The sequence below is a fragment of the Periweissella fabalis genome (assembly GCF_012396505.1).
GTDB lineage: Bacteria > Bacillota > Bacilli > Lactobacillales > Lactobacillaceae > Periweissella > Periweissella fabalis.
The window spans coordinates 93819-120512 of sequence record NZ_JAAXPN010000002.1; the positions used below are offsets into that span (position 1 = coordinate 93819).

Consider the following 26694-nt stretch of genomic DNA (forward strand, 5'->3'; position numbering starts at 1 on the left):
ACGCAATTCCATGCTGACTCAAAAGACGCGTCAACAGTTATTGCTATTATGCTACGCGATTTAATCGTATCGTTTCACACTCTGTTTCACGCACTCTGAAAATTACAAAATATTTCCCTAAAAAATGCAAACAAACTTTGAGAATTAGCTAATTTTAAGGTATTATTATTTTATATGAATTATTAATCGTTCAACTGAACGCTGGAGGAAACCCAATGAATGAAGAACAATTTGTGCAAGCATTAGCTGAACATGGTATCAACTTGTCAGCTAAGCAATTAGCACAGTTTGATAAGTATTATGAACTGTTGGTTGCAACGAATGCAAAGTTCAATTTGACTGCTATTACAGACAAAGAAGAAGTCTATTTAAAGCATTTTTATGACTCTCTTACTGCAGCCATCTATTATCCAGCGCTCCAAACTGAAGAACTGGATATTATTGATGTTGGTGCCGGAGCTGGCTTTCCATCATTACCACTAAAAATTGCTTTCCCACAATTAAAGGTAAGTATCGTTGACTCATTAAACAAACGGATTGGTTTTTTAAATGATTTAGCCGCTGCGCTTGATTTAACTGGGGTTGCGTTTTACCATGATCGGGCCGAAACATTTGGTGGCAAAAACTCACCACACCGTGCTAAATACGATCTTGTAATGGCTCGTGCAGTTGCGCGAATGACTATCTTGAGTGAATTAACATTACCACTTATGAAGGTCAAAGGGGTTCTTTTAGCAATGAAGGGCTCAAGTGCGCAAGTTGAATTAGCCAATGCCGAATTTGCCTTAAAGACCCTCGGCGGCCAAGTTCTTGAAACACACGCCTTTACATTGCCAAATGGGGATCCACGCGAAATTGATGTGGTTCAAAAAACTAAGGTAACTCCTAAAAAATACCCCCGAAAACCTGGAACGCCAAATAAAGAACCACTAGGGGAATAAAAATTTTTGGAAGGCATACGTAATATGAACAATGATTTACAAGGTATCTCCAATGTTGAACTTGAGATGCGCATTGAACAGTTATTAAAGGCCAGTGCAGATGCACAATTTTCTGTAATTGATGAAGCCAATGCCTACCAAGAAATTATTACGGCAACTAATATTACACAGGCAAACCTAGCAAAACGTTTAGGATGCTCACAAGCTACAATCGCCAATAAATTACGGTTATTAAAGTTAAGTGATGTTGCCAAAACAGCGTTACAAAATAATCAAATTACAGAACGACATGGCCGCACGATTCTTAAACTTGAAAAACGCAAGCAAGTAGCAGTCGTTAATAAGATTTTAAAACACAAATTAAACGTTAAACAAACAGAAGAATTAGTTCAAAAATTAGTTCAAACCCAACTTGATCTGCCAACTCAACAAGCAATGTTACAGGATTTCTTAAAGCAAGGAATGCAGCGCTTAGCCAAGCAAGGAGTCTTTGTCGAACAACGTGAGGTTGACGATCACGTCATTTTAAAAATAATTGATAAGAACCAGACAGAGAGGAATGCTTAAATGGCACATGTAATTGCAATCGCAAATCAAAAAGGAGGTGTAGGTAAGACCACAACTAGTGTTAACCTAGGAGCCGCCTTGGCATCAGCTGGTAAACGTGTTTTGCTTGTCGATATTGACGCGCAAGGAAATGCAACCAGTGGAACAGGGATTGAAAAAGCGGAAATTGAACAAGATATTTACGATGTATTAGTTAATGAAGTTCCGATTGAAGAAACTATTTTAAAATCATCTCATGAAGGCATGGACGTGGTTCCAGCAACAATTCAACTCTCAGGGGCTGAAATTGAATTAGCACCTCAAATGGCCCGTGAAATGCGCTTAAAGGATGCGTTAGATACTTTACGTGATCAATATGACTATATGATCATCGATAATCCACCTTCACTTGGAATTATTACAATTAATGCCTTTACGGCTGCGGATTCAATTTTGATTCCGGTGCAAAGTGAATATTACGCCCTTGAAGGGTTGGGACAATTACTTAACACGGTTAAATTAGTACAACGCCACTTTAATACAGATTTAAAAATTGAAGGGGTCTTATTAACGATGTTTGATGCTCGGACTAATTTAGGGCAAGAAGTTAATGCGGAAGTTAAAAACTACTTTGGTGACCAAGTATACAAAACTATCATTCCGCGGAATGTACGTTTAAGTGAAGCGCCAGCTCATGGGTTGGCAATTACTGATTATGATCCAAGTTCACGTGGTGCAGAAGTTTATACGGCTTTAGCAAAGGAGGTCTTAGCGGCCCATGGCGATTTCTAAAAAGAAGAGTATTTTAGGCGAAGGTAAGGGACTTGGAGCCCTCCTTAGCAGTAATAATATTGATATTGACATTGAAGATTTGAATGCAGAAAAGGTGCATAAAATTCATTTAGATGAAATTGTTCCCAATCCATTTCAGCCCCGTAAAAATTTTGATCAAGCAGCTTTAGAGGATTTAGCAGCTTCAATTAAAAATGAAGGGGTCTTCCAACCAATTATTATTCGGCATCCGAAACGTTCGGTAAAGCAATATGAAATTATTGCTGGTGAGCGGCGTTTCCGAGCTTCAAAAATGGCGGGCTTAGATACAATTCCAGCCATTGTCCGAGATTTATCTAATGAGCAAATGATGCAAGTTGCAGTCATTGAAAATTTGCAGCGTGAAGATTTATCACCAATTGAAGAAGCACAAGCCTATCATACTTTAATGGAAAATTTGAATATCACGCAAAGTGAATTAGCCAAACGCCTAGGTAAATCACGGCCTTTTATTGCCAATTATTTAAGACTATTGACGTTACCTTTGAGTGTTAAAGATTTAGTAGAACAAGGATCCCTTTCAATGGGGCAAGCCCGGACGCTACTTGGTCTAAAAGCTAAAGATCAAATTACAACTTTAGCGAAACGTGTCATCGAAGAAGGTTTAACTGTACGTCAGCTTGAAGAACTTGTTAGCGAACTCAATGGTGTTGAACCGACTGAAAAGCCCACAAAACCTAAAAGCAAAGCCAAAACTGAAGGTAATAAGTTTATCAAAGCCGCAGAAGGCCAGTTAGAAGAAAAATTTGGTACGAAAGTACTCTTAAAGAGCAAGACTAATGGTAAAGGAAAAATTGAAATTAATTATCTTTCAGATGATGATTTGAGTCGCATCCTAAATATGCTTAACATTAGTCTTGATTAGTAGGTAATACGATGGAATATAACGTAAATGATATCGTTGAGATGAAAAAGCCACACGCATGTAAAACCAATGCTTGGGAAATTTTGCGTGTGGGAGCAGACATCAAGATTAAGTGTGTCAATTGTGGTCACCAAATTATGATGTCACGCAATGATTTTAACCATCGGATAAAACGTGTGTTAGAAGCACATGTAACCGATGAAGGATAATAATAGAAAGAAGAGATAAATATGGCATTAACAGCAGGAATCGTTGGTTTACCTAACGTTGGTAAATCAACCTTATTTAACGCAATTACAAAGGCTGGGGCTGAAATGGCTAACTATCCATTTGCAACTATTGAACCCAATGTGGGGATGGTTGAAGTTCCAGATGCTCGATTAGCACGGATTCAAGAAGTTGAGCCAGCCGATAAAATTGTCCCAACTACATTTGAATTTACTGATATTGCAGGAATCGTTAAAGGGGCTTCAAAAGGTGAAGGTTTAGGGAATAAATTCCTTGAAAACATTCGCCAAGTTAACGCAATTGTACATGTTGTGCGAGCATTTGATGATGATGAAATTACCCACGTTAATGGTGTAATTGATCCACTTGATGATATTGAAACAATCAATACAGAATTGATTTTAGCGGACTTAGAAGCCGTTGATAAGCGGTATGCTAAGGCAGAAAAAGCCGCCAAAACGGCTAGCAATAAGGAAGCTAATGCTGAATTTGCCGTTTTACAAAAAATTAAACCAGTTCTTGAAGCTGGTAAATCAGTCCGCACACTTGAATTTAATGAAGAAGAACAAAAAGTTGTCCGTGGATTATTCTTGTTAACGTCAAAACCTGTGCTGTACGTTGCTAATGTAGCGGAAGAAGATATGGCTGATCCAACTGCTTCTAAATACTTTAAGTTAATCCAAGACTTTGCGGCCACTGAAGGCGCAGAAGTAATCGGTTTATCAGCCCGGGCTGAAGAAGAAATTGCCGAACTAGAAGATGAAGATAAGCAAGAATTTTTGGATATGAATGGGGTAACTGAGCCAGGATTAAACAAGTTAATTCGGGCGGCTTATCACTTACTTGATTTACGGACATTCTTCACTGCTGGTGGTAAAGAAACCCGTGCCTGGACTTTTAAAGCTGGCATGAAGGCACCACAAACAGCCGGGGTGATTCACTCAGACTTTGAACGTGGCTTTATCCGTGCTGAAACAATTGCTTTTGACGATTTAGATCAATTTGGTTCTGTTAAGGCAGTCCGTGAAGCAGGTAAACGTCGTTCTGAAGGTAAAGAATACGTTGTTCAAGATGGTGATATCATCGAATTCTTGTTTAATGTTTAAGAAATTCACGAGCCTTAAACTTAAGTTAAGGTATAATGAATTTTAATTTAATATTCAATCAATATAATTATAGGATAAGGTGCAATGGTAGAAGAAAACAGTAATGAAGCTGTAGCAGAACAAACCGCTGCAGAAACTACAGAAACACCGGTTGCTACAACTGCTCATGCAGCGAAGCAAACGTTAACTAAACGCAACGAAGATTTCATGTTCCAACTAAAAAAACAATTACATGGTAAAATGGAAGCAGATCAGCTAGCTAGTGAACTAACTAAGATCGAAAATGAACTTTTAGCTGCACAAGCAACTGGAACAACCGCTAAGCAATTATTTGGGACACCAAGTGAAACTGCTGCTAAGTTAATCGCTCCTAAACCACGGCAAGCGGTAGCTGGTAATGATGCTGGCTACTGGCTGAACGCGTTAGATACAGGGATTTTATTCTTAGCAATGTTTGGGGCGGTCTTTGGATTTTTCATGCTCTTCAACGGTTCAAAGTTACAAACTAACGGTGCACCATATGGGGTGGTAAGTTTAATCTTAACAGCCGCGACCGGTGGGTTGATTTTCGCATATATCCAAGGCTTACTATTGCCAAGCGCTAATAAACCAAAACGACCATTTTGGTACCGCTTAATAGCAATGATCTTAGCAATTATTGCTTGGATGTTAATTTACTTAGGAGTATCATTTATTCCACATTCAATTAACCCAATTTTACCAGCTTGGGCATACATCATTATCGCTGTATTGGCTTTTGTAGGCTTTATTTACGAACGTCGAATTACCGGGATTACTGGTGGCTTCTTCGGTGGACCAACACCTAAAAAATAGCAATAACAAATATTGAAATATATCAGACGAGGTGATATCGATGACAAAAATTCTTGTTGCAGATGACGATCGCGAAATCGCAGAATTACTTGAAATTTATATTAAAAACGAAGGTTACGAATCAGTAATCGCTTATGATGGTCATGAAGCACTATCAAAGTTACATACTAATCCAGATATTGGTCTAGTAATTTTAGATATCATGATGCCAGAGCTTAACGGTTTAGAAGTTGTTAAAGAAATTCGAAAAGATTCTCAAGTACCAGTTTTAATTTTGTCAGCTAAGACATCTGACATGGACAAGATTCAAGGATTAATTACAGGAGCTGATGACTATGTTACTAAGCCATTTAATCCACTTGAAATCATGGCGCGCGTTAAATCATTACTTCGTCGTTCTGATAACCGTGTTCAAGATATCACACCGGATGTTTTAAATGTGGGCTCTTTGATTATTAATAAAGATTCACATGAAGTTAAAACTGTCAGCGGTGAACGAATTGCCCTAACTGCACTTGAATTTGGAATCTTGTACTTGCTTGCAAGTCATCCAAATCGTGTATTTTCAGCTGATGACATTTTTGAACGTGTATGGCAACAAGAATCAGTAGTATCTGCTAAAACAGTTATGGTTCACGTGTCACACTTGCGCGATAAGATTGAAGAAGCAACCAATGGTGATCAAGTTATCCAAACTGTCTGGGGTGTAGGATACAAGATTGAACGCCGTTAATATTAAAGCAGCCTGATAAAGGTGTTGTTAAAAAGGACTGTGACATAACTGTTTTTTAGTAATATGTCATGGTCCTTTTTCGTACCGTTAAAGCAAGAAAGGGTTAAAAAATGAAATTAACTGGTCGGGAAAAATGGCTTCTTTTTTGGGAAGGTATTATTACAATTGGGATTCTGTTATTACTTGATTGGAGTGTATTAACGATTATTGATCAGGTGGTACATACGAATGAAAGCTTTCAAGTAGGAATTTTTGAGATAAAAAGTGGCCTATCTTTTGGACCAGAAGATTTACGAATTTGGAGTTACCAATGGGTAGGAATTTTAATGATTGGTGGCATTAATTTATGGATTTTAATCTGGCGATTAGTGCGGCGGTATCGAAGCTTACAAATGGGACATATCTTAAGTGAATTGCATTATATTGCAGCTGGACATTTTAAGCATCATATTTCATACCAATTGAATAATAATTTACAAAAAATTATTGATAGTGTTAATGCAATGGTTGATGCACAGATTATGGCACGCGAGGACGAATTAGCAATTGAACGTTCTAAAGATGAAATGATTACCAATATTTCCCATGATTTAAGAACACCATTAACTTCGATTATTGGTTATTTAGGTTTGGTAGAAAATGAATATGATAAGTTAACGCCAGAATTAATTCAAAAGTATACCCACACCGCATATGCTAAAGCAACGCAAATGAAATCATTGGTTGAAGAATTATTTGAATTTGCACAAATGCAACAATTAGATTTGCGTTTGAATTTTGAAAAAATTAACTTAAGTGAAATGTTGGAACAATTAGCAGCTAGTTTTGAATTGGAAGCTCAGCATAAAAAGCTTACCTTAACAACAGAATCACAGCCAGATGATATTATTATTGATGCCGATCCTGATAAAATGGCCCGCTTATTTATGAATTTGGTTCAGAATGCATTGAAATATGGTACTGGGGCAACGTTTATTAAATTAACGAGTCGGTTAGAAAAGAATTTTGTCGAAGTACGGGTAATAAACGATGGTAAAAAGATTCCGGCAGATGCAGTTGAACATATCTTTGATCGTTTTTACCGTGTAGAGGGCTCACGTTCAACTAAAACTGGTGGTACCGGTCTAGGGTTAGCCATTGTATTAGGGGTCGTGGAAGGACATAATGGTTCAATTTATGCAACATCAGATGATAATACAACTGAATTTGTAGTCCAAGTACCAATAGTTCAAAGGAGTATGGGGAAAATAAATGAAAATGATACACAAGGACATGCAACCACAACGGATTAAGTTATTGTTAGCTAGTCTACTAATAATGACGGGCTTAGCTGTGGTATTAGATCAGCCTATAATTCACGCAGATCCGGTTACAACGAACATTGATGCCAAAGGAGCAATTGTTGTTGATGCGGAAAGTGGTCAAATAATTGCTCAGCAAAATATGAATAAAGTTTTGCCAGCTGCTTCAACTTCAAAATTAATTACGGCCTATTTGGTAAATAAAGCAATTAGCAAAGATAATTTATTTGATTGGGATTCAGTCACTAAAATTTCAAAAAATGTGGCTAAAGTCAGTATTGAACCTGAACTTACGAATGTACCGCTAGCACCTGGGCGTGTTTATAGCGTTCAAAAATTATATCAAGCTGCGTTACTTGGGTCAGCGAATGCCGCTGCTATGGCATTGGGTGATGCAATTAGTGGTAATCAGCATGCATATATCCAACAGATGAAACAACAACTTGGTATGTGGGGAATTGATAATGCCACGATTAATTCTGCTGCAGGGTTATTAAATTCACAAGTCTATAGCGATGCAGTAGGCAGCAATCCAAATACCGAAAATCTATTAAGTCCCAAGGATATGGCAATTATTGCAACACATTTGGTTGATGATTACCCAAATGTTATTCAAACGACGGCCTTACCTAATATAGATTTTTATGGTACGAATGTTGCATCTACTGACGCTTTATTGCCGGGTGGTAGCGTAAAGACAAAATATCAATTTGATGGCTTAAAAACGGGGACATCTATTAAAGCTCATCAAAACTTTGTGGGAACATTAAAATATGATAATCGGCGCCTAATCACGGTTGTTTTCGGGACAGGACCTGTTGATGGAGAAAATCCGACCCGTTTTTATCAAACAATTAAGCTACTTGATCAAACTTTAAGCAAAGTTCATTTCGTAAAGCTTGATGCAGGTGCAATAACTGCACAGACACCGATTAAAGATGGGCAAGATAAAACCTTAATAGTTACAAATCAACAACCAATTGGGGTTTGGTTACCACGTACACAACAAACTCCCAAAGTTACAATTACCGCTAACAAAGAATTTGCTGCACCAGTTAAAAAAGGTGAAGCTGCGGGGATGGTAAAAATTAATGATGCAACGTATTTAAGTAGCCATGATGATTTTGCCAGTGTTGCCGTTGCACAACATCCAGTAAAGAAACTAGGCTTCTTTGCACAAATATGGCGAAACTTCCTTGATTTATTCTAAAGTTGACATTGTTGTCAACTTGAATGACAATAAGCTATACAATAGTTAGAGAAGTGGAGTATTAACATGGAAAAGGAACCTGTGCAGTATCAATTGTTTCGCAAAATTTTTAGTGCAGAGCGAATGGTTTTTCGAATTGGCGAATTAAGTGCAATGACTGGCGTGTCAAGTCGACAGTTACGGTACTGGGAACAGAAAAATTACATTCAGGCCATGGAACGTGGGGATGAACAAGCAGCTCGTTCATACCGTTTTCGAGAATATGCTCGCGTAATGGGAATAAAGTATTTTCAAGATCAGGGGTATACTTTGTCAGCATCAGTAAAAAAAATCAATGAATACATTGATATGGCGAATTTTGTACATGTGTTTGTCAAAGAAGCGATTCAAACGATTGAAGATTATGGTGACCATATTGAAATTGACCTTGGTTGGTTTGATGAAGCAACGCAGCAACGGTTAATTGCTGTCCAAAAAGATGGTAAAGTTACGTACAAAATTATTGAACGTTAAGTTTTAGTTTTGATTTTGATGATTACGTTAGAATAAAGCGAATAAATCTGAACAATTGGTTAGAAACGACTATAATTGCTTGAATAGATTAACAAAAACTAATAAAATTGTTTATAGAAAACGTTATAGAAATTTTATTAAGTAGAGGACCAAAATGAGAACATACACTGACCCAAAATTTAAGCTGTTTTCATTAAGTGCCAATCAACCACTTACTGAAAAAATTGCCGAATCAATCGGAGTTGAATTAGGTAAAGTTACGGTCGATCGCTTTAGTGATGGAGAAATTCGTGTCAATATTGATGAAAGTATTCGTGGAGACAATGTCTACATTGTTCAATCAACGTCAGCACCGGTAAATGATAATTTAGTTGAATTATTGATTATGATTGATGCTTTACGTCGGGCTAGTGCCGCAAGTATTAACGTAGTAATGCCATATTATGGTTATGCTCGTCAAGATCGTAAAGCGCGTTCTCGTGAGCCAATTACTGCTAAGTTAGTTGCTAACATGCTTGAGAAGGCTGGAGCCACACGTGTAATTGCCTTTGACTTGCATGCTGCCCAAATTCAAGGATTTTTTGATATTCCAATGGATCATTTGATGGGGGCACCTTTATTGGCGGATTACTTACTTAGTTCCGGAATTGCTGAAGAAGGTAATACGGTGGTTGTTTCACCTGACCATGGTGGTGTAACCAGAGCCCGAGCATTGGCGGAACTATTAAAGGCCCCAATTGCAATTATTGATAAACGGCGTCCAAAAGCCAATGTTGCTAAGATTATGAATATTATCGGTAACGTTGAAGGTAAGCGGGCAATCATGATTGATGATATGATTGACACAGCCGGGACTATCACTCAAGGGGCTCAAAAAGTAATGGATGAAGGTGCTTCTGAAGTTTACGTGGTAGCAACTCATGCGGTCCTTTCTGGTCCAGCAGTTGAACGTCTTGAGAACTCGGTATTTACTAAGGTTATCTTGACTGATTCAATCAAATTACCAGAAGAAAAGAAATTTAGTAAATTGGTACAAGTTTCATCAGCTGACTTATTAGCCGATGCGATTATGCGGATTAATGAAAACAAGGCAGTCTCACCATTGTTCTTGAGTCGTTACCGTCGTGGTGCACATAAATAAAATAGTACAATTCTCTTTGGGAAGTGTGAAGTATTAGAAAAAAGTTCGTCGAAGGTATACCTTTGGCGGCTTTTTTGTATATGCATAAATGATAGTGTCTAAAGCAGTTCATGTATGGATAATTAATTATCTATATGGTTTCTTAAATGTACGTAAAGGATTATTAAAGAAACTTTTTTGTGGATATTCACTACCGATATTAAGATCGTAATAAAAAAATGTGTAGGATGTGATTTGATGCAAATAAATAATTTACAAAATCAATTTAAATTCAATATCGATACAATGCAAGTAGTTGACAACGAAGAGCCCACTAAGTTATTAGCACCTGATTTGGCTGCAAAAAGAGCAAATAATAAGGAAACGGTTGAATTATCAGATACCGCCCAGGCAATTTTGGCAGGGATTAAGGCTGGAACAATTAAAGACTTTCAAATTGGTAGTCATATGGATAAAGATGGTCTAGATGAGATTAGTAGGCAAAATGACGATAATAAACCGCATGAACTACTAATCGGCTTGTTAAACAAGTTTAAGCATGAAAAACTTGAACGGTTAAAGTAATGTGAATTAGCTTAGAAGTAATCCATAAGATATATCATTTAATCTTGAGTAAACTTTTCTTATTAGAAGATGATTAAAATATGTAAGCAACGGTTAACCTACCTTATAGAATAATGCTATGATATTTGGTGAGTGTTTTTTGCTATTTAGTATTTTTATTAAAAGTTACGCTTAAGAAATGGAGATTTTTATGGATATTTTTCGTAAAAAAAGTGTCGCGGATTTATTAAAGACACAACCGCGCTTGAAACGTACACTACGTACTTGGGATTTAATCTTACTTGGAATCGGTGATATCATTGGGACTGGGATTTTTGTTTTAACCGGTAAAGGTGCACTAACGGCCGGACCAGCTTTGTCGCTTTCATTTTTGCTAGCTGCCATTTGTTGTGGCTTTGCGGGGCTATGTTATGCTGAATTTGCTTCAATTGCTCCAATATCTGGTTCGGCATATACTTATTCATATATCGCATTTGGTGAAGTAATTGCGTTTATGATTGGCTGGGATTTAATTTTAGAATTTTCATTAGGTGCCGCCAATGTTTCGGCGGGGTGGTCGGGATATTTCGTGAGTTTATTAAATAATGCGGGCATTCATTTGCCGACTGCTTTAACAGCTGCCGCCGGAACTACACCAGGAGTAACAACTTATTTTAATTTACCAGCATTCTTAATTGTTCTTTTAGTAACGTGGATTATTTCAAAGGGCATCAATAATACGAAGCGAGTTAATGACATTATGGTTATTATCAAAGTCTTGGTGATTGTCATCTTTATTGCGGCTACCTTCTGGTTTATTAAAATTTCCAATTGGACTCCATTTGCACCTCATGGAGTATATAGTTTTAGCCATGGGACAGCGATGGGAATCATTCCAGCAGCTTCGATTGTTTTCTTTTCATTTATCGGGTTTGATGCAATTTCTTCAAGTGCTGAAGAAACAATCAATCCAAGTAAAACAATGCCACGTGGTATCATTTGGTCATTAGTTATTTCAACCATTTTATATATTTTGATGACACTAGTAATGACAGGTGTTGTTGATTATCATGTTTTTGCTAAATACTTAAATGCCCCCGTCTTAGCAGTTTTACATCAAACTGGCCAGCTTTGGTTAGCTGTTTTTGTAAGTATTGGTGCGATTGTCGGGATGACAACAGTTATCCTCGTAGATTTATATGGCCAATCACGTATTGCATATGCTATGTCTCGCGACGGATTGTTTCCCAAATTTTTTAGTGACGTTGACAAAAAATTCTTGGTACCAGCAAAAGGAACCTGGTTTTTTGGGATTATCACAGCATTTGCAGGTGGTCTAATTAATTTAGATGTATTATCTGAATTAGTTAATATTGGTACTTTATCAGCATTTGTTTTAGTTTCGGCTGGTGTATTAGTATTACGTAAAAAGGAACCAGATTTACATCGCGGGTTTAAAGTTCCCGGAGCACCGATAACACCAATTATTTCAATTATTTTTTGCCTAGTATTAATTGCCGGATTGAACTGGGAAACTTGGGTACGATTCGCAGTTTGGTTTGCCATTGGCTTAGCAATTTACTTTTTATACAGTCGTAAACGTTCGGAGTTAAACACTAAATAATATTTAATGACTGGAATCAAAAAGTTTATACACAAAAGGCGCCCAGATAACGAATAAAACTAGAAAAAAGACTGAATTTGTAAAAATTCGGTCTTTTTTCGTAGTTCACGCAAATTATTATGGCACAATTTTGGTAGCTACTGGCTTGGGCTGCTAAGTGATTAATAATGCGTGATTATAAAAATATAGCTAAAGGTTATATTTCATCTGTTATAATTAAGTGGAATAATTAAAAAAATTATATTTATACGCCATATCTAAAGGACGGGATTTAACGATGGAAATAGAAAACTCAAATAGTTATGGGCGCAAAAATCCACGGGCATTGAAAATTCGTAAAGCCGCCTATGAATTAATTACAGAAGTTCCCTTTGAAGATATCACAATGACCGCAATTGCGGAACGAGCTGGTGTGGCCAAAGGGACGATTTTTAATTATTTTAGAAATAAAGAAGATATATTTATGGCAATTTCGCTAACTGGCTATCAGTACTTTTGCGAAGAAATTGAAAAGCAATTGGCAGAAATTGAAATCAAAGATAAAGTAGAATTAAAGCAATTTTTGTTGGAACAAACCCAAACATTGGTGCAAGAATATCAGATAATTATTTTAATTAATTCGTTACGCCGCTTTTCATTAGAAGCACATGCTGATCCAATTCAAACGGAGGAAGGGCGGACCCGGATTTTCTTATTAATTAACAATATTGTTAAGGAAGCAGTTAAAAATATTCCAGATGTCGATTTATCGGAGATACGACATGCCTTTATTATTCAAGGAGCTATTTTGAATGGAATGTTGAATTTTGGTAATTTAGACCAAGTCAATAATATTCAATTTAATATGGCGATGCCTGATATGGTGGTTAATGTTGTTGATGAATCAATTAATTTGTTTAGCTTGTATTTAGATAGTATTTTATTTAAAAAATAAGTTACATATTTTAATTTTTGGGAAAAGAGGATTGATTGTGTTCAATGACAAGTTTAATAGCTATGATCGAAAGAATAAACGAGCCTTTCAAATTGGCCAGGCCGCATACGATTTAATAACTGAAAAACCATTTAATGATATAACGATGACGATGATTGCTCAAAGGGCACAAGTTGCTAAAGGGACAATTTTTAACTATTTTAATAGTAAAGAAGACATCTATATGGCGATTGATATAAATGGTTATACAAAATATTTTGAGCAGGTTAAGGCGGAATTAGTAGCTACAACGATTACTAATCAAACTGAGCTTAAAATGTTTTTAGTACATACTATGAAAATTTTAGCTAGAGAATACCAAGTTATTATCTTAATTCACTCGCTACGCCGGTTCACTTTAGAAGCACATGCTGATCCTTCACAGACAGAACGTGGACGGAGTGCTATCTATCAATTATTAAGTAGCATCTGTCAAACAATGGTTACCAATGTTCCTGATATAGATATAAATGAACTTATACATGCCTTTATTATTCAAGGTTCAATTTTAAATGGCTTGCTTACATTTGCAAATATTAATAAATTTAATGGTGTTAATCTGGCGATTGAAATGCCAGCAACGGAAATTGCAATTGAAAAAGAAGCGTGTCAATTATTTGAATTGTATTTGAATAGTATTTTAAAGTGAAAACAGGAAACCCCCGTCCGAATTTTTTAAAATTCGGGCGGGGGTTTCCTGTTTTACGCTAGTATCTACCTTTTGGAACACATTCTGTAAGCAAATTACTGCTAAATTTTAGTTATGCTACAGCCTCATTTATATTTTGAGGTTGGTCGCGGCAATAAATATGCACTGCCAATTAATAAGAATCCAATCGTAGTAAGCCCAGTCGCAATTTTAGTAATTAAATTCATACTTGTCCAAAAGTATAAACTAAATAAAATAAGCGCAATGATAATGTGTATACCACCAGTAATTTTTTGTAATTGTGGATTAGGTTTAGCTTTAAGAAAATGTTCAGTGAGTGCGGAAATGATCAACATAATACTCACAAAAATTAATTGCATAATTTTATCCTTTAATGTTGTATTTATTGACTTAATTGAATATCAATATTTAAGCTCTCATTTACGAAATAGGCCACCTTTCCATAGAAAGAAAGAAAAGATGAGCATAATCACAACCATAATTGCAATTGTAATTATCCAGCCATAAGGGTTATTCATTAATGGTAGCGGAACATTTTCCCCCCAGAATCCAGAAACAATTGTTGGCACAGTCAAAAGAATCGAAAAGACCGTTAATAGTTTCATCGTCCAGTTCAAATCATTATTCACTAAGTTAGAATAAGCCCCTGAAACGGATGTGACCACATCTTGAGCCATTGTTGCCATATCGGTAGCTTGACGCAGTTCAACTAAGATATCATCAATATGTTCAGACTGTATCGTGGATAAGCGACTAGCTTCATGGCGCTTGAGATTTTCTAATAATACAATATCGGACTGTAATGAATTTAAATAATAGATTAGATTAGTTTCTAATTCTAGTAAGGCATTAATTTCTTTTTGAACTTGTCGTGCGTGGGCTAAGCGTTCTTGAATTCCCTTACGACGACGATTAATCCCAACAAGGGCAGTAACATAATCGGTAACTAAAGAATATAGACCATTGAGGACTACATCAATCGCTTCAATTTCATCATCAGGTTTTGCAACTTGATGGTTATCAGGACTAATCAAGATATCGTTAATAAACTCAGTTGATTCACGCGTGAAAGTAAATAAGTAGCCTTCACGAAACATAATGCCAATCGGACTTGTGACGGCTTGAGACCCATCCAAAGTAACAACGTCAAAAATCATTAACTTGGTATCATTATGTACGTCATATTCCATCCGTGCACTTTCATTTGGGTCGGTTGCATAAAATAGTAATTCATTAGTCAAGTGATGTTGCTCAATTAATTGGGTGCGTTCTTCTGATGTTGGATCAGAAATTTGCAACCATTTAAATTTTTTAAAATGAGTAATTTCTTTTATCATGGTATCATCTGCCTACATCTTTAGTTTAGAATAGTATACCTCTACTATAACAAATTAATGAAACGGTGACATGAATAAAAACACTTGCACGGCAATTAATATACTAGCAGCAACTAACCAATTCCACTTAGGAATCTTGATAATATGATAATGTGTTCGACGTTTGCCTTCAGCAAAACCATGTGAACGCATAGCTTGTGCTAGATTATTAGACCAGTTAAATGATGTTAAGATGGCTTTGAAGAAAATTTGGGGTGAATAAAAGTGTAAAACCTCACCACGCATGCGGGCCGCTAGTCGGATGGTTTTAACCTCTTGAGCAATCCGTGGTAAAAAGTTAAATGCGGCTAAAACACCGTAGACAAAGGTGTTAGGCAGCCGAAAATTTTGTTCAAGTGATTTCAACAAGTCATCAATATTGGTGGTAAAAGTAAAACAGCTACCAATCCAAATGTAAGCAAAAATCCGAGTTAGTAATACAAAAGCCATATGGACATGATCGCCTGTCCCATAAAAGTAAAGTGAAGACCACGAACCAAAGGCTGGTAAAATTGGCAATAGTATACTGTAAAGCATTAGTTTCCAATTAACTCGTTTAAATAATAAATAAATAATTGCACAAATAATCAATGCAATATTTAGACTAATTGATTTTGTAAATGAAATTTCCAAGCTAATCAACAAGGCGACCGCAATTTTGATACTAGCATTCATGGTTAATGTACCTCGTAAGTTAAAGTTTGGTTATCAAAAATTAAGTGATGATCAAAGTATTGCGTAATCCCATTTAATTGATGGCTAATCATTAAAATAGTTTGGTGCTGAGCTGAAGCGGTTGCTATCAATAATGTAAAAATATTATCAACAGATACTAAATCAAGCCCGGCTAAAGGTTCATCAAATAACAAGACAGGGGTGCCAATTATAAGCATTAATAAAATTTGGAGTTTCTTTTTTTGACCACCAGATAATTGATAAATAACGTGTTCTTTGAGCGCAGCCATGTTTAATTGTGCTAAAGTACTATCAATTTTGGCAGGAGTCCATAAATCAGGGTGTAAAGCATGTTTTAAACTTAATTCAATTTCTTCCATGACCGTCATTTTAAGATATTGTTGCTCAGCTTGTTGGAAAACTAAGGCAACTTCACGCACGTATTTTGGTAGTTTGATAGTTTGAATATCAGTACCTAAATAACTAATTTGGCCATCATATGCTTTAAGGCGGGTTAAAGCTGTAAAGAAAGTTGATTTGCCAACCCCATTAGGACCGGTAATTAAAGTGAATTTTTCTTTAGCAATTGGCAGAGAAATTGGTTGCAGTAAAGTCCGACCACTAGTTTTAAGGCTAAGCTGATTTATTTCAAAAACACTTTGACCACTTACGGGTTGATAATTGGCAGGTTTAGCACTAAATTTAGCAAAATAGCTAGTAGTATCAGTAACTTCTATTAAATGCTGACCATCGATAGTATACATGCTTGAGATAATATCGGCGTAACCGGCTAAATCGTGATCGGAAATAATAATTGTGCGGCCTGCTTGTTGTAATTGCTTGAGCTTTTGTAATAGTTCTAGCCGTGCTATGGGATCAACACTTGCAAACGGTTCATCTAATAAAATAATATCGCTATCCATGGCTAAGCAAATTGCTAAAGCAACTTTTTGTGCTTCACCACCGGATAATGTTTGGATATTTTGGTCTTTGAAATTAGCGATATCTACAAATTCTAAAGCCGCCATAGCACGGGCTTTAATATCGTCGGGCGGTGTTTGAAGATTCTCAAGTGTAAAAACTAATTCATCAAAAGGGGTACTCATTGCAAATTGCTGGTTGGGATTTTGAAAAAGTAAAGCAACTTTCTTAACTCGTTCGATAATACTTAAATCATTAATATTGTGATCTTCGAGTTTGATTGCACCGTTAATGAAACCGCCAAATTCGGGATAAAGCCCCGCCAATGCTTTTAACAAGGTTGATTTACCACTACCTGAGGGGCCAATTAAAAGATTAAAACTTCCAGCATCAAGGGATAAATTAACGTCAGCGATAATTGGAGTGGCATTTTCTTGATAAGCGATACTTAAGTTGTGAGTAGTAAGCACAGGCATGGTTATAATCCTCATTATTTTATAGTTAATATGTACCTATTTTAGCTAAATAGCTAAAATAGATGTGCTAAAGATATGTGTTATTAAAAATTAACGGTTTAAAATTCCTGATTTATCAATTAGCTTAGTAATGGCTGCGACTAATACACCACCAAAGAAGCCAATTGAAATGAAGCGGATAATAAACAAAGTAACTAACATGCCAAAGCTATATGAAGCATAGCCATTAGCATAAAGATCATAACCAAAAGTTACAATTGTACTAGTTAAAGTTGAAAGAACAAGACTTAAACCATTCCACACCTTGTAACCAGTTAAAGCAAAACCAAGCTCACCACCAATTCCTTGAATCAAGCCAGAAAGGAGCGTTGAGACTCCCCATTGTGAGCCAATAATCATTTCAGCAAAGGCGGCAAGGAATTCTCCTAAAAATGATGCTCCAGCCTTGCGGAGTAGATAACCAGCTAGTGGGCCAGCCATAATCCAGGCTCCTAAAGTGATATCGTTGGCAAATGGTTTGAGTGGGGTTGCAGCTACTGCATCATAAGCAAAGGCCCAAACCCAAAAGATAAAACCAAAGAAAATGGCAATAAGTGTTAACATGATGACATCACGTAAGTGCCATCCAGATGATTGTTTAGTTGCTTGCATAGTACTAATTCCTCCAAATTTAAAAACACAATTATCGTCAGTTAAAAAAACAAAAAGCCAATCTTCATTCATGGTTTACGAATAAAGATTGGCTTACGATAGGCATAATTGCACAAAAATAAGCGTATCTTCCTCCGCTAGTACTAACTAGTTCAGGTTCAATGGGTAATTCTCAGCTCTTCGCACCCCAGATAACATGCTTTTAAATATTAAATTTTTTACGAAGTTAACTTCGCTACCAATAATATAACTGTTTTTAAGTTAGTTGTAAAGAATGGCTTGGTAAATTATGAGCTTTACAATTAGATATGCTAAAATTAAAGTTTGAAGAAAGGCGGTAGATAATAATGAAATGGCCTTATGAACTGACTATAACCGCACAAGAGGCGGGAACAACATTAAAAGATCAATTAACTAAATGGTATGTGCCCCGTCGAATTAGGGGGAATTTACGGATACGCCGGGCCGTATTGATTAACGGTGATTATCAACATACTAGTACAGTCTTAAAGTTAGGAGATAAATTGACGTTTAACTTTATTGATGAGGATTTTGTAACAGCAAATTCAAATTATGCGATTGACAATAGTGTTAAAGTGCCAGTAATCTTTGAGAATCAAGATTTACTAGTCGTTAATAAGCCAGCTGGGTATAAAACCCATCCGAACTATACAGGAGAAATGAATACAATTATGAATTTTGTGGCGGCATATTTAGCACCGCAACATAGGCAACCATATATTATCCATCGTTTAGATCAAGCTACTTCGGGGGCGTTAATAATTGCTAAAACTCCAGTTGTTGTGCCAATTTTAAATCAATTAATTGCTAAAAAGATTATTAAGCGGACTTATTTGGCATGGGTTAGTGGTGCTATTAGTCAAACGGCCGGCAGTATTGATGCAGCCATCGGTCAAGATGTGAATGATCCACGTAAAAGACAAATAAATGGCCCCAAAGCATTACCAGCTATTACTCATTGGACTAAAGTTCACAGTGTTTTTCAAAATACCTTAGTTCGGTTACAATTAGAAACAGGGCGCACACATCAATTACGAGTCCATCTTGCTAGTATTGGCCACCCAATTATTGGGGATCCATTATACAATTCCACTACCCAACATGGGGATGAAATGATGTTACATAGTGCTCAAGTTGAATTACACGTGCCGTTTAGTAATGAAGTAATTAATTTAACAGCAACATTACCAGCACATTTTCCAGTCAATTTAAAATAATCAGGAGTATAATAATGGCAGTTATAATTACACAAGAAAATCTTAAAGAAGCTACAGCGACCGGTTTAGTTGTCGTTGATTTTTGGGCTGAATGGTGTGGGCCCTGCAAGATTATGAATCCTATTTTGGATAAATTAGAAAATGATTTTGCTGGACAAATCTCATTTGGTAAGGTAAATGTTGATGGACAAACTAAATTAGCGGAGGAATACCATGTGATGAGTATTCCATCGTTGGTTATTTTTCAAGACGGTGTTGCTAAAGAAAAAATCTCTGGTTTATATCCGCAAGCAAAGTTAAATGATTATTTAGCCAAAAAAGTTACTGAATATCAAGCTTCCAAATAAAATCTAAAAATACTACTTAAAATGGTCATAAGGGACTAATTTTAAGTAGTATTTTCTTGTTTATTAGATAATTATGAGAGATAACGCTTACATTTTACGATTATGTCGTTAAAATTAGTGAAACTGTAAATTAAGTGTATTGGTATGATACAATTGATTTACTGTTTTAATACATGATTGAATTATTTTCGGAGTCAATATGAACGAGCATACAAATGAGCCACACTGGCTAAAAGCATTAAAGGCATGTTTGCCACTAATGATTAGTTACTTACCAATAGGAATTGCCGCTGGGATTTTATTAAAAACTGGTGGTTTTGCTATTTGGATGATTGTCCTAGTTTCATTATTTGTCTTTTCTGGTGGCGCCCAGTTTTTAATTGCATCATCAATTATGACGGGGACCCCAGTCTTCACAATTACTTTGCTATTATTCTTCCTTGAATTACGTTACGCATTGCTAGGAACAAGTTTGTCAAAATATCTTAAAAATGAAAGTAAGCCTTTTATTTTCCGTTTTTCTTTTTCTATGAACGATGAAAACTATGCGGTTAATTACCTAAAGTTTTCAACAGACAAGAAATGGTCAGCCACAGATGCTTTAATGGTTGAATACTTCTCACTTCTTTCATGGACAGTTGGAAATATTATTGGGGGTCTTTTAGGGACCAAGATTACGATTGACTTGCCAATTGTACACTTTGCTTTAACCGCAATGTTTTTGTACATGGTAACAATGCAGCTCAAACGGCGCATTTTATTTGTTCCAGTAGTCATTTCAGTAGTAGTGTCAGTCTTAACGGTGGTAATGTTTAAGAGTACTTTAGGGTTAATTGTTGCAACTTTAGTATCAGCAACCGCTGGATACTTCTTGGAACGTTACTTAAAAGCTAACTACAGCGATAGCGCAATGTTAAAACGGATTAAAAATCCCCGCGCTCGTGAAATGGAACAACTTAGCGAAGCAGAGAATTAGAGGAGATTCAAGTTCATGGATGCAGAAACAAAACGGCATTTAATGATTGTTTTTTTCGGGATGGTTGCCGCTTTAATCCCTCGGTACTTCCCGATGTTATTTTTTACAACACGAAAAGTACCAACTTGGTTTAATGAATGGATGAACTATATGCCAGTAGCATTATTTACTTCATTAATTGCCAAAGATTTATTCGTTGATCATAGTTATCATATGACATTTACTAACTACAATATGTATTTAGCTGCTTTAATTGTCGTAATTTTTGCATACTATACGCGATCAATGTTCTTGTCAGTAATGGTGGGCCTCCTTAGTGTATGGGGCTTTGCTTTATTACTGGCCGCAATGTAAATAACTGATAAATCAATTAAAATTTTTTAGTAGGATTTAGATTTGATTTGGTTTTTAGTGTGCGTTAGTGAGCAAAATCGGGTATAATCGTAATTGTATAAAAAATCATTTAAAAAAGAGGTAGTATCCTAATGGCTAAATTAGTTTTGATTCGTCACGGACAAAGTGAATGGAACTTAAAGAACCTTTTCACTGGTTGGGTTGATGTTAACTTGTCAGAACAAGGTGTTGAAGAAGCAAAGAACGCAGGTCGTTCATTGAAGGCTGAAGGTTTGGAATTTGATTTCGCCTACACTTCAGTATTGACTCGTGCTATTAAGACTTTGCACTTCGCTCTTGAAGAATCAGACCAACTTTGGATTCCTGAAACTAAGACTTGGCGCTTGAACGAACGTCACTACGGTGCTTTGCAAGGTCAAAACAAAGCTGACGCCGCTGAAAAATGGGGTGACGATCAAGTGCACATCTGGCGTCGTTCATATGACGTATTGCCACCAATGCAAGACGTTGATGCTGAAGGTTCAATTGCTAACGACCGTCGTTATGCAGACCTTGACCCACGTACTGTTCCAGCTGGTGAAAACTTGAAGGTTACTTTGGATCGTGTTATTCCATTCTGGGAAGACGAAATCGCTCCTAAGTTAAAGGATGACAAGAACATCATCATCGCTGCCCACGGTAACTCATTGCGTGCCTTGAGCAAGTACATCGAAAACATTTCTGATGACGATATCTTGAACCTCGAAATGGCGACTGGTGAACCTGTTGTTTACACTTTCAACACTGAACTTGAAGTTACTGATAAGAAGATTCTTGAAAAGAAGTAATTTAATAGAGCGTGACTCAAGGCGTTAAAAACTTGAGCACAATTAGAAAATCCACCTTGATGTGAAACCATCAGGGTGGATTTTTGGATTGGCGCAAAGTTTTGCCATGAGGGAACGCGTTTTGACGCTATTGCTGATACGCTTAGCTAGCTGATAGGGTTGGCACATATGAGGGTAGTAAGAGAATTTTACAGCATCAATATTGTTTTAAAAGTTATTTTTTGCTATTATCGTTGTTAGCAATATTGACCGGAAAATAAGAGGAAATTAATATGGCAAGCGATCGTAGCCTAGTAAATAAAGCGATTGATGATATTATGGCATTTATAAAAACAAAAGAACTGAAGGTAAATGACAAATTACCAAGAGAGGCTGATTTAGCCACTGCACTTGGTATTGGTCGTTCAACCTTACGAGAAGCGGTTAAGATATTGGCTTTTGCCGATGTTTTGACGGTTAAGCAAGGTTCAGGAACATTTATTAATGCAACGGAATTTAAAACTGAATTTACACCAAGTCAATTAATGCTTGCACGAACAATGATTGAAGAAACAGCTGTAATTAAGTGTGCGCAAATCCAACTTAGTAATGAAGAACTACTTAATTTAAAAGAATTATTATTTAAACGTAATAAGTTATTGGCAAAAGGCAAATTTTTAGAATATGTTAACGCTGATTTAGAATTTCACCGAACTATTGTTAATTTAACGCAAAATCCTTTTTTGATTAAATGGTTTAATAGTATTTTAGAAGACGTCCGTACATATCTTGGACATCAGGTTTTAAAAACAACTGATTTTACTGATAATACTGATTTGCATAATCAAATTTTTAAAGCAATTGTTGATAGAGATGTTACTGCAGCCAAAAAATTAATCCGTGAAACTAATGATAGAAACTTAGCTTAATATAAGCAAAAAAACTTGAGTGAATACCTCAAGTTTTTTTTATTGTTATTTTTTTGTATCAGCGATGAAGTCAAGTACAGAACTAAAGCATAATAAGATTTTTAATATATTATTCTTCCAATGAGGTACCTTCGGGGTTTAGCTTACTTTTAACAAATGTTTTAATATTTTTAAATTTACGGGCAATAAAAAATGCGGTGATTGTTGTTAATGTAATCATAGTAATCTCCTGAGGACTTAAAAGCGTAATGACTGGATAAATATAACTATACAGGTAAAATGTAAATGTAAAATAGATATGATGTTTAGTTATTGTAAAGATTGTTTTTTGCTATAAAAAGCCTAATAAACCGACTTTAAAGCAAGTTTCTGGCTTGAATTTTTTAAATAGATATGACGTTTAATTAAATAATTAAACGGTAGGAGTAGTAAAGGTATTGGCGACAAAATCGTATTGCAAACGAATTTCGTTGTCATAGCGTAGATATACATTTTCAACACCTAAATGCTGCTCATCAAAACTAATTACATTGTAACTAACCGCATCTGTAAAAGATGCATAACGTGGATTAGTTAAATCAATATGATAGGCACTTGAATCAGCAGTAACACTTAAAATATGGTTATAGTAATTAGTTGAAGTGAAGTGTAAGTGTCCAGAAAGAATGCCTAATACATTCTTATTTGCGATAATTTCATAAAGACGTGCACTATTTGAAATTAAGCTATCGTTGCGATGAATAATTGATAACCCATAGATGGGGTGATGAGTAAATAAAATTTTAGGGATATTAACATCAGCATTAACTTCATCTGCTAGCCAAGTTAATTGTTCAGTAGAAAGGCTCCCTTGTTCTTTATCATCATATTTTGTATCAAGAAAGAAATATTTAGTTGTGCCATCATTAATTACATAATAATATTCATCTTTAGCTGCTTGTTTTAAATAACCTTTAAAGAAAGCGGCCGTACGATCATGATTACCCAAAATAACATGAATATCGATACCTAATTTGGCCTTTTGAGTATTAATAATATCGTTTAGAACTTTGTAATCAGCAGCTACCCCTTCATGAACGAGATCTCCTGTGATAGCAATAAACTCGACATCGGGATACTTTAAAGCAATATCATTAAAAATTAATTCAAGTTTGGTATAGGGACTAGTTTTTTGGTTATAGGCATCAGGTTGACCCTCAGAAGTTAAATGAAGATCAGAAATTTGAATAATTTTTTTCATAGCTAAATATTCCTTTTACATGTATCATATAATAAATTGGATAAACATCTGATGTTTATCATACTATTGTAGCACATTATTATTAATATCAATTTGGTAATAAATACGTAAAAAAGTGTAAATGTTAGGTGTGTACGACAAGGTAATTAGAATCTATTGATAATTTCACGATAATTCACGTTATAATTTAATGATATAGAAAAAATGAGGTTATAATGATGGATAAACAAGCAACACTTGCATATCGTAACGCACGCCAAGCTTTAGCTGGGGCAACAATTGAAACCTTGCAAAATGCGTTAAAGGTTATGGAAAATACAATCATTGAGCGAGGTGGTGAGCTGGCAACACCATTAGTAAATGATACAGCAATGGCAGCATACCAAGCTAAAGTAGCACAGTATATGCAAATTAATGATGACGATAAAAGTAATAAACAATTAATTAATGAAATTACGTACTATGATACTATTGCTGGAGATAATATTGCTGATTTACTTGGTTTGATTGAAGATTATCCAATTTTTGATGAACCACTTATTACTAAGATTAATGATCTTGTGGAAACATACGAAGCGACTGCTCAAGATTAAGAGGATAATAGAATGGAAACTTTAGTTAATTTTCGTGGCTTGAATGACTTTACTACGGTTAACAATCGAAAAATGCAAGCTAATATGATTTTTCGTAGTGGTGAATTAGTGAATATTGCTGCGCAAGAACGTGCAATGTTATTTGAAAAGTTTAATATTAAACAAATTTATGATTTTCGAAGTAGCAAAGAAGTAACTGAAAAACCTGATGATGATTTTACTGGGGTTGCATATCATCATATTGATTTAATGCGTGATGCAGGTGGACATACGGCATCGTTAGAAGTATTTGCTTCAAATTTTGATGGCCAAAAAGCAGATGATGTGATGAAAGATATGTATCAAGATATTGTATTATCCGCAAGTGGCCGTGAAGGATTGCACAATTTTATGAATAGCTTGGTCACCTCTGAAGGACCAGCAATATTTCATTGCTTTGCAGGTAAAGATCGGACTGGAGTTGCAGCTGCGTTATTATTGGCAAGTTTACAAGTTACACCTGACCAAATTATGCGAGATTATTTAGCTACAAATCCAGCACGTAAAATAGCTAACGATGCAATACTTGCAAACTATCGGGCGAACGGCTTAGATGAGAAAGCCCTTGCCGTTATTGAGACAATGTTATACGTAAAGCAAGACTACTTAGAACATAGTTTTGCTACAATTGAAGATAACTTTGGTTCAATTGCGCATTATTTCAAAGCAAATGATGGTTTAGGACTATCAAGTGATGTCATTACAGCATTACGGCATCAATATTTAGTTTAATAAAGCAAAAACTAATTACTTATAGAATTAAGTAGTTAGTTTTTTTTTACGAATATTGAGCTAGATTCTTTTATTATTATGTGAAAAGGTGTACAATCTCTGTATAGTCTTGATAATACATGTTAGATTAATAAAAAGAGGATGAAAAATATGAAAGCAGCAGTTGTACGTGAAGTTCCAAATGGATTTGTAGATATTATTGATGATTGGCAACCACGTGCTTTACAGTTTGGTGAAGCACTAGTTGATGTGGAATATTGTGGATTATGTCATACTGATATTCACTGTGCAAATGGTGATTTTGGTAATCCAAATGAAATCGGCACTCGTAATGGCCAATTTCGACGTGTTATTGGCCATGAAGGGATTGGGCGAGTAGCTAAGTTAGCTGACGGGGCATCAGATTATTTAAAAGTTGGTGATCGAGTATCAATTGCTTGGTTCTATGATGCTTGTGGAGTTTGTGACTATTGTGTTTCAGGTAATGAAACGTTCTGTCGCAATGTTCGTAACGCTGGTTTTACCGTTGATGGTGCCATGGCCCAACAAGTAGTTGTTAACGCAAAATATGCGGTTAAGGTTCCTGAAAACTTAGATCCAGTTGAAGCATCATCAATCACATGTGCTGGGGTCACAATGTATAAGGCATTAAAGGTGGCAGATACTAAGCCAGGTCAATGGGTTTCAGTTCATGGAGTTGGTGGTTTAGGTAACTTAGGTGTGCAATATGCACATAACGTTTTCGGTGCACACGTTGTTGCTGTTGATGGAACTGATGAAAAGCTGGAAGCAGCTAAAGGTTATGGTGCTGAGTTAGCAGTTAACTTTATGAAGACCAAAGATGTTGCTGGTGAAATTCAACGCTTAACTGGTGGGGTTCATAATGCCCAAGTTGCAGCCGTTAATCCAATTGCATTCAATCAAGCAATTGATGCATTACGACCAATGGGTAAATTAGTTGCAGTTGCCTTACCTCAAGGTGACATGGCGTTAAACATTGCTAAGACCGTTCTTGATGGTATTCAAGTTCACGGTTCATTAGTTGGAACTCGTGGTGACTTGAAAGAAGCCCTCCAATTTGGGGCTGATGGCAAAGTAAAACCAATTGTTGAAACTATTGATATTGCTGATTTAAATGACGCTATTCAAGAAATGCTCGATGGGAAAATTGTTGGTCGTAAGGTAATTGACTTTACGCGCTTATAAAAGTAATAATGACTAAAATTTAAAAGAGATTAGTGTAATAACTAGTCTTTTTTTTTGTTTAATTTAGTGTTACCTT

Annotated in this window: 31 protein-coding genes and 1 riboswitch; of the genes, 25 read left to right on the top strand and 6 right to left on the bottom strand. The window is 35.9% G+C overall.

Annotation, left to right across the window (positions count from 1 at the left end):
* Nucleotides 1-215 precede the first annotated feature (215 nt).
* The 16 genes from rsmG to HF964_RS03490 all read left to right on the top strand — a co-directional run bounded on the left by rsmG (nucleotide 216) and on the right by HF964_RS03490 (nucleotide 14038).
* Complete coding sequence (rsmG, locus tag HF964_RS03415) at nucleotides 216-941, top strand: 16S rRNA (guanine(527)-N(7))-methyltransferase RsmG (protein ID WP_168721657.1); 726 nt, start codon at nucleotides 216-218, stop codon at nucleotides 939-941.
* Between the two features lie 24 nt (nucleotides 942-965).
* On the top strand, nucleotides 966-1508 hold the full coding sequence (locus HF964_RS03420; RefSeq protein ID WP_168721658.1) for a ParB/RepB/Spo0J family partition protein: 543 nt from the start codon (nucleotides 966-968) through the stop codon (nucleotides 1506-1508).
* On the top strand, nucleotides 1509-2279 hold the full coding sequence (locus HF964_RS03425) for a ParA family protein (RefSeq protein WP_168721659.1): 771 nt from the start codon (nucleotides 1509-1511) through the stop codon (nucleotides 2277-2279).
* A complete protein-coding gene (locus HF964_RS03430) occupies nucleotides 2266-3183 on the top strand; it encodes a ParB/RepB/Spo0J family partition protein (protein ID WP_168721660.1) in 918 nt (305 codons plus the stop codon). Before HF964_RS03425 ends, HF964_RS03430 begins: the two co-directional genes overlap by 14 nt.
* Nucleotides 3184-3194: 11 nt before the next feature.
* A complete protein-coding gene (locus HF964_RS03435; protein WP_168721661.1) occupies nucleotides 3195-3392 on the top strand; it encodes a DUF951 domain-containing protein in 198 nt (65 codons plus the stop codon).
* 21 nt (nucleotides 3393-3413) lie between these two features.
* Nucleotides 3414-4517 (top strand): redox-regulated ATPase YchF, encoded by a 1104-nt coding sequence (gene ychF, locus HF964_RS03440; protein WP_168721662.1) that lies wholly within the window; start codon nucleotides 3414-3416, stop codon nucleotides 4515-4517.
* 84 nt (nucleotides 4518-4601) lie between these two features.
* The gene (locus tag HF964_RS03445) at nucleotides 4602-5351 is read left to right on the top strand and encodes a DUF1129 family protein (RefSeq protein WP_168721663.1); all 750 of its coding nucleotides are present in this window, start codon (nucleotides 4602-4604) and stop codon (nucleotides 5349-5351) included.
* A gap of 40 nt (nucleotides 5352-5391) precedes the next feature.
* Complete coding sequence (gene croR, locus HF964_RS03450; protein ID WP_168721664.1) at nucleotides 5392-6084, top strand: response regulator transcription factor CroR; 693 nt, start codon at nucleotides 5392-5394, stop codon at nucleotides 6082-6084.
* A gap of 110 nt (nucleotides 6085-6194) precedes the next feature.
* Nucleotides 6195-7376: a sensor histidine kinase gene (locus HF964_RS03455; protein ID WP_168721665.1), complete on the top strand. Its 1182-nt coding sequence runs from the start codon at nucleotides 6195-6197 to the stop codon at nucleotides 7374-7376.
* Nucleotides 7336-8595 carry a D-alanyl-D-alanine carboxypeptidase family protein gene (locus tag HF964_RS03460; protein WP_168721666.1) on the top strand — a complete coding sequence of 420 codons (1260 nt, stop codon included), beginning with the start codon at nucleotides 7336-7338 and terminating at the stop codon, nucleotides 8593-8595. The genes HF964_RS03455 and HF964_RS03460 overlap by 41 nt, the downstream gene beginning before the upstream one ends.
* A gap of 66 nt (nucleotides 8596-8661) precedes the next feature.
* Nucleotides 8662-9108, top strand: a complete 447-nt coding sequence (locus tag HF964_RS03465; RefSeq protein ID WP_168721667.1) for a MerR family transcriptional regulator — start codon at nucleotides 8662-8664, stop codon at nucleotides 9106-9108.
* A gap of 154 nt (nucleotides 9109-9262) precedes the next feature.
* Nucleotides 9263-10249 carry a ribose-phosphate diphosphokinase gene (locus HF964_RS03470; RefSeq protein ID WP_168721668.1) on the top strand — a complete coding sequence of 329 codons (987 nt, stop codon included), beginning with the start codon at nucleotides 9263-9265 and terminating at the stop codon, nucleotides 10247-10249.
* A 237-nt stretch (nucleotides 10250-10486) separates the two neighbouring features.
* The gene (locus HF964_RS03475) at nucleotides 10487-10813 is read left to right on the top strand and encodes a hypothetical protein (protein ID WP_168721669.1); all 327 of its coding nucleotides are present in this window, start codon (nucleotides 10487-10489) and stop codon (nucleotides 10811-10813) included.
* Nucleotides 10814-11003: 190 nt separating this feature from the next.
* Complete coding sequence (locus HF964_RS03480) at nucleotides 11004-12416, top strand: amino acid permease (RefSeq protein WP_168721670.1); 1413 nt, start codon at nucleotides 11004-11006, stop codon at nucleotides 12414-12416.
* A gap of 277 nt (nucleotides 12417-12693) precedes the next feature.
* The gene (locus HF964_RS03485; protein WP_168721671.1) at nucleotides 12694-13350 is read left to right on the top strand and encodes a TetR/AcrR family transcriptional regulator; all 657 of its coding nucleotides are present in this window, start codon (nucleotides 12694-12696) and stop codon (nucleotides 13348-13350) included.
* Between the two features lie 37 nt (nucleotides 13351-13387).
* Nucleotides 13388-14038 carry a TetR family transcriptional regulator gene (locus HF964_RS03490; protein ID WP_168721672.1) on the top strand — a complete coding sequence of 217 codons (651 nt, stop codon included), beginning with the start codon at nucleotides 13388-13390 and terminating at the stop codon, nucleotides 14036-14038.
* Between the two features lie 125 nt (nucleotides 14039-14163).
* Here the strand turns inward: HF964_RS03490 and HF964_RS03495 are convergent, their stop codons facing one another.
* The 5 genes from HF964_RS03495 to HF964_RS03515 form a co-directional block, all read right to left on the bottom strand.
* Complete coding sequence (locus tag HF964_RS03495) at nucleotides 14164-14418, bottom strand: hypothetical protein (protein ID WP_168721673.1); 255 nt, start codon at nucleotides 14416-14418, stop codon at nucleotides 14164-14166.
* Nucleotides 14419-14475: 57 nt separating this feature from the next.
* Nucleotides 14476-15396, bottom strand: a complete 921-nt coding sequence (locus HF964_RS03500) for a magnesium transporter CorA family protein (protein WP_168721674.1) — start codon at nucleotides 15394-15396, stop codon at nucleotides 14476-14478.
* A 54-nt stretch (nucleotides 15397-15450) separates the two neighbouring features.
* Nucleotides 15451-16110, bottom strand: a complete 660-nt coding sequence (locus tag HF964_RS03505) for an energy-coupling factor transporter transmembrane component T family protein (RefSeq protein ID WP_168721675.1) — start codon at nucleotides 16108-16110, stop codon at nucleotides 15451-15453.
* 2 nt (nucleotides 16111-16112) lie between these two features.
* Nucleotides 16113-17507, bottom strand: a complete 1395-nt coding sequence (locus HF964_RS03510; RefSeq protein ID WP_168721676.1) for an ABC transporter ATP-binding protein — start codon at nucleotides 17505-17507, stop codon at nucleotides 16113-16115.
* 90 nt (nucleotides 17508-17597) lie between these two features.
* Nucleotides 17598-18158, bottom strand: a complete 561-nt coding sequence (locus HF964_RS03515) for an ECF transporter S component (RefSeq protein WP_168721677.1) — start codon at nucleotides 18156-18158, stop codon at nucleotides 17598-17600.
* 112 nt (nucleotides 18159-18270) lie between these two features.
* Nucleotides 18271-18358, bottom strand: a riboswitch (TPP riboswitch).
* Nucleotides 18359-18505: 147 nt separating this feature from the next.
* Here HF964_RS03515 and HF964_RS03520 point away from each other — a divergent pair.
* From HF964_RS03520 to HF964_RS03545, 6 genes are all read left to right on the top strand, one after another.
* Complete coding sequence (locus HF964_RS03520) at nucleotides 18506-19396, top strand: RluA family pseudouridine synthase (protein WP_168721678.1); 891 nt, start codon at nucleotides 18506-18508, stop codon at nucleotides 19394-19396.
* Between the two features lie 14 nt (nucleotides 19397-19410).
* Nucleotides 19411-19743 carry a thioredoxin gene (trxA, locus tag HF964_RS03525; RefSeq protein ID WP_168721679.1) on the top strand — a complete coding sequence of 111 codons (333 nt, stop codon included), beginning with the start codon at nucleotides 19411-19413 and terminating at the stop codon, nucleotides 19741-19743.
* Between the two features lie 199 nt (nucleotides 19744-19942).
* Nucleotides 19943-20719, top strand: coding sequence for an AzlC family ABC transporter permease (locus HF964_RS03530; protein WP_168721680.1), 777 nt, complete (start codon nucleotides 19943-19945; stop codon nucleotides 20717-20719).
* A 15-nt stretch (nucleotides 20720-20734) separates the two neighbouring features.
* Nucleotides 20735-21073, top strand: coding sequence for an AzlD domain-containing protein (locus HF964_RS03535; RefSeq protein WP_168721681.1), 339 nt, complete (start codon nucleotides 20735-20737; stop codon nucleotides 21071-21073).
* Between the two features lie 131 nt (nucleotides 21074-21204).
* A complete protein-coding gene (locus tag HF964_RS03540; protein ID WP_168721682.1) occupies nucleotides 21205-21900 on the top strand; it encodes a 2,3-diphosphoglycerate-dependent phosphoglycerate mutase in 696 nt (231 codons plus the stop codon).
* Nucleotides 21901-22172: 272 nt separating this feature from the next.
* A complete protein-coding gene (locus HF964_RS03545; RefSeq protein WP_168721683.1) occupies nucleotides 22173-22808 on the top strand; it encodes a FadR/GntR family transcriptional regulator in 636 nt (211 codons plus the stop codon).
* Between the two features lie 412 nt (nucleotides 22809-23220).
* Here HF964_RS03545 and HF964_RS03550 read toward each other — a convergent pair whose 3' ends face one another.
* Nucleotides 23221-24048, bottom strand: a complete 828-nt coding sequence (locus tag HF964_RS03550) for a metallophosphoesterase family protein (RefSeq protein WP_168721684.1) — start codon at nucleotides 24046-24048, stop codon at nucleotides 23221-23223.
* Nucleotides 24049-24263: 215 nt separating this feature from the next.
* Here HF964_RS03550 and HF964_RS03555 point away from each other — a divergent pair, with 215 nt between their 5' ends.
* From HF964_RS03555 to adhP, 3 genes are all read left to right on the top strand, one after another.
* A complete protein-coding gene (locus HF964_RS03555; RefSeq protein WP_168721685.1) occupies nucleotides 24264-24641 on the top strand; it encodes a hypothetical protein in 378 nt (125 codons plus the stop codon).
* A 12-nt stretch (nucleotides 24642-24653) separates the two neighbouring features.
* Nucleotides 24654-25412 carry a tyrosine-protein phosphatase gene (locus HF964_RS03560; RefSeq protein WP_168721686.1) on the top strand — a complete coding sequence of 253 codons (759 nt, stop codon included), beginning with the start codon at nucleotides 24654-24656 and terminating at the stop codon, nucleotides 25410-25412.
* Nucleotides 25413-25562: 150 nt separating this feature from the next.
* Entirely contained in the window at nucleotides 25563-26618 is a 1056-nt protein-coding gene (gene adhP / locus HF964_RS03565) for an alcohol dehydrogenase AdhP (protein ID WP_168721687.1), read from the top strand.
* Nucleotides 26619-26694 lie beyond the last annotated feature (76 nt).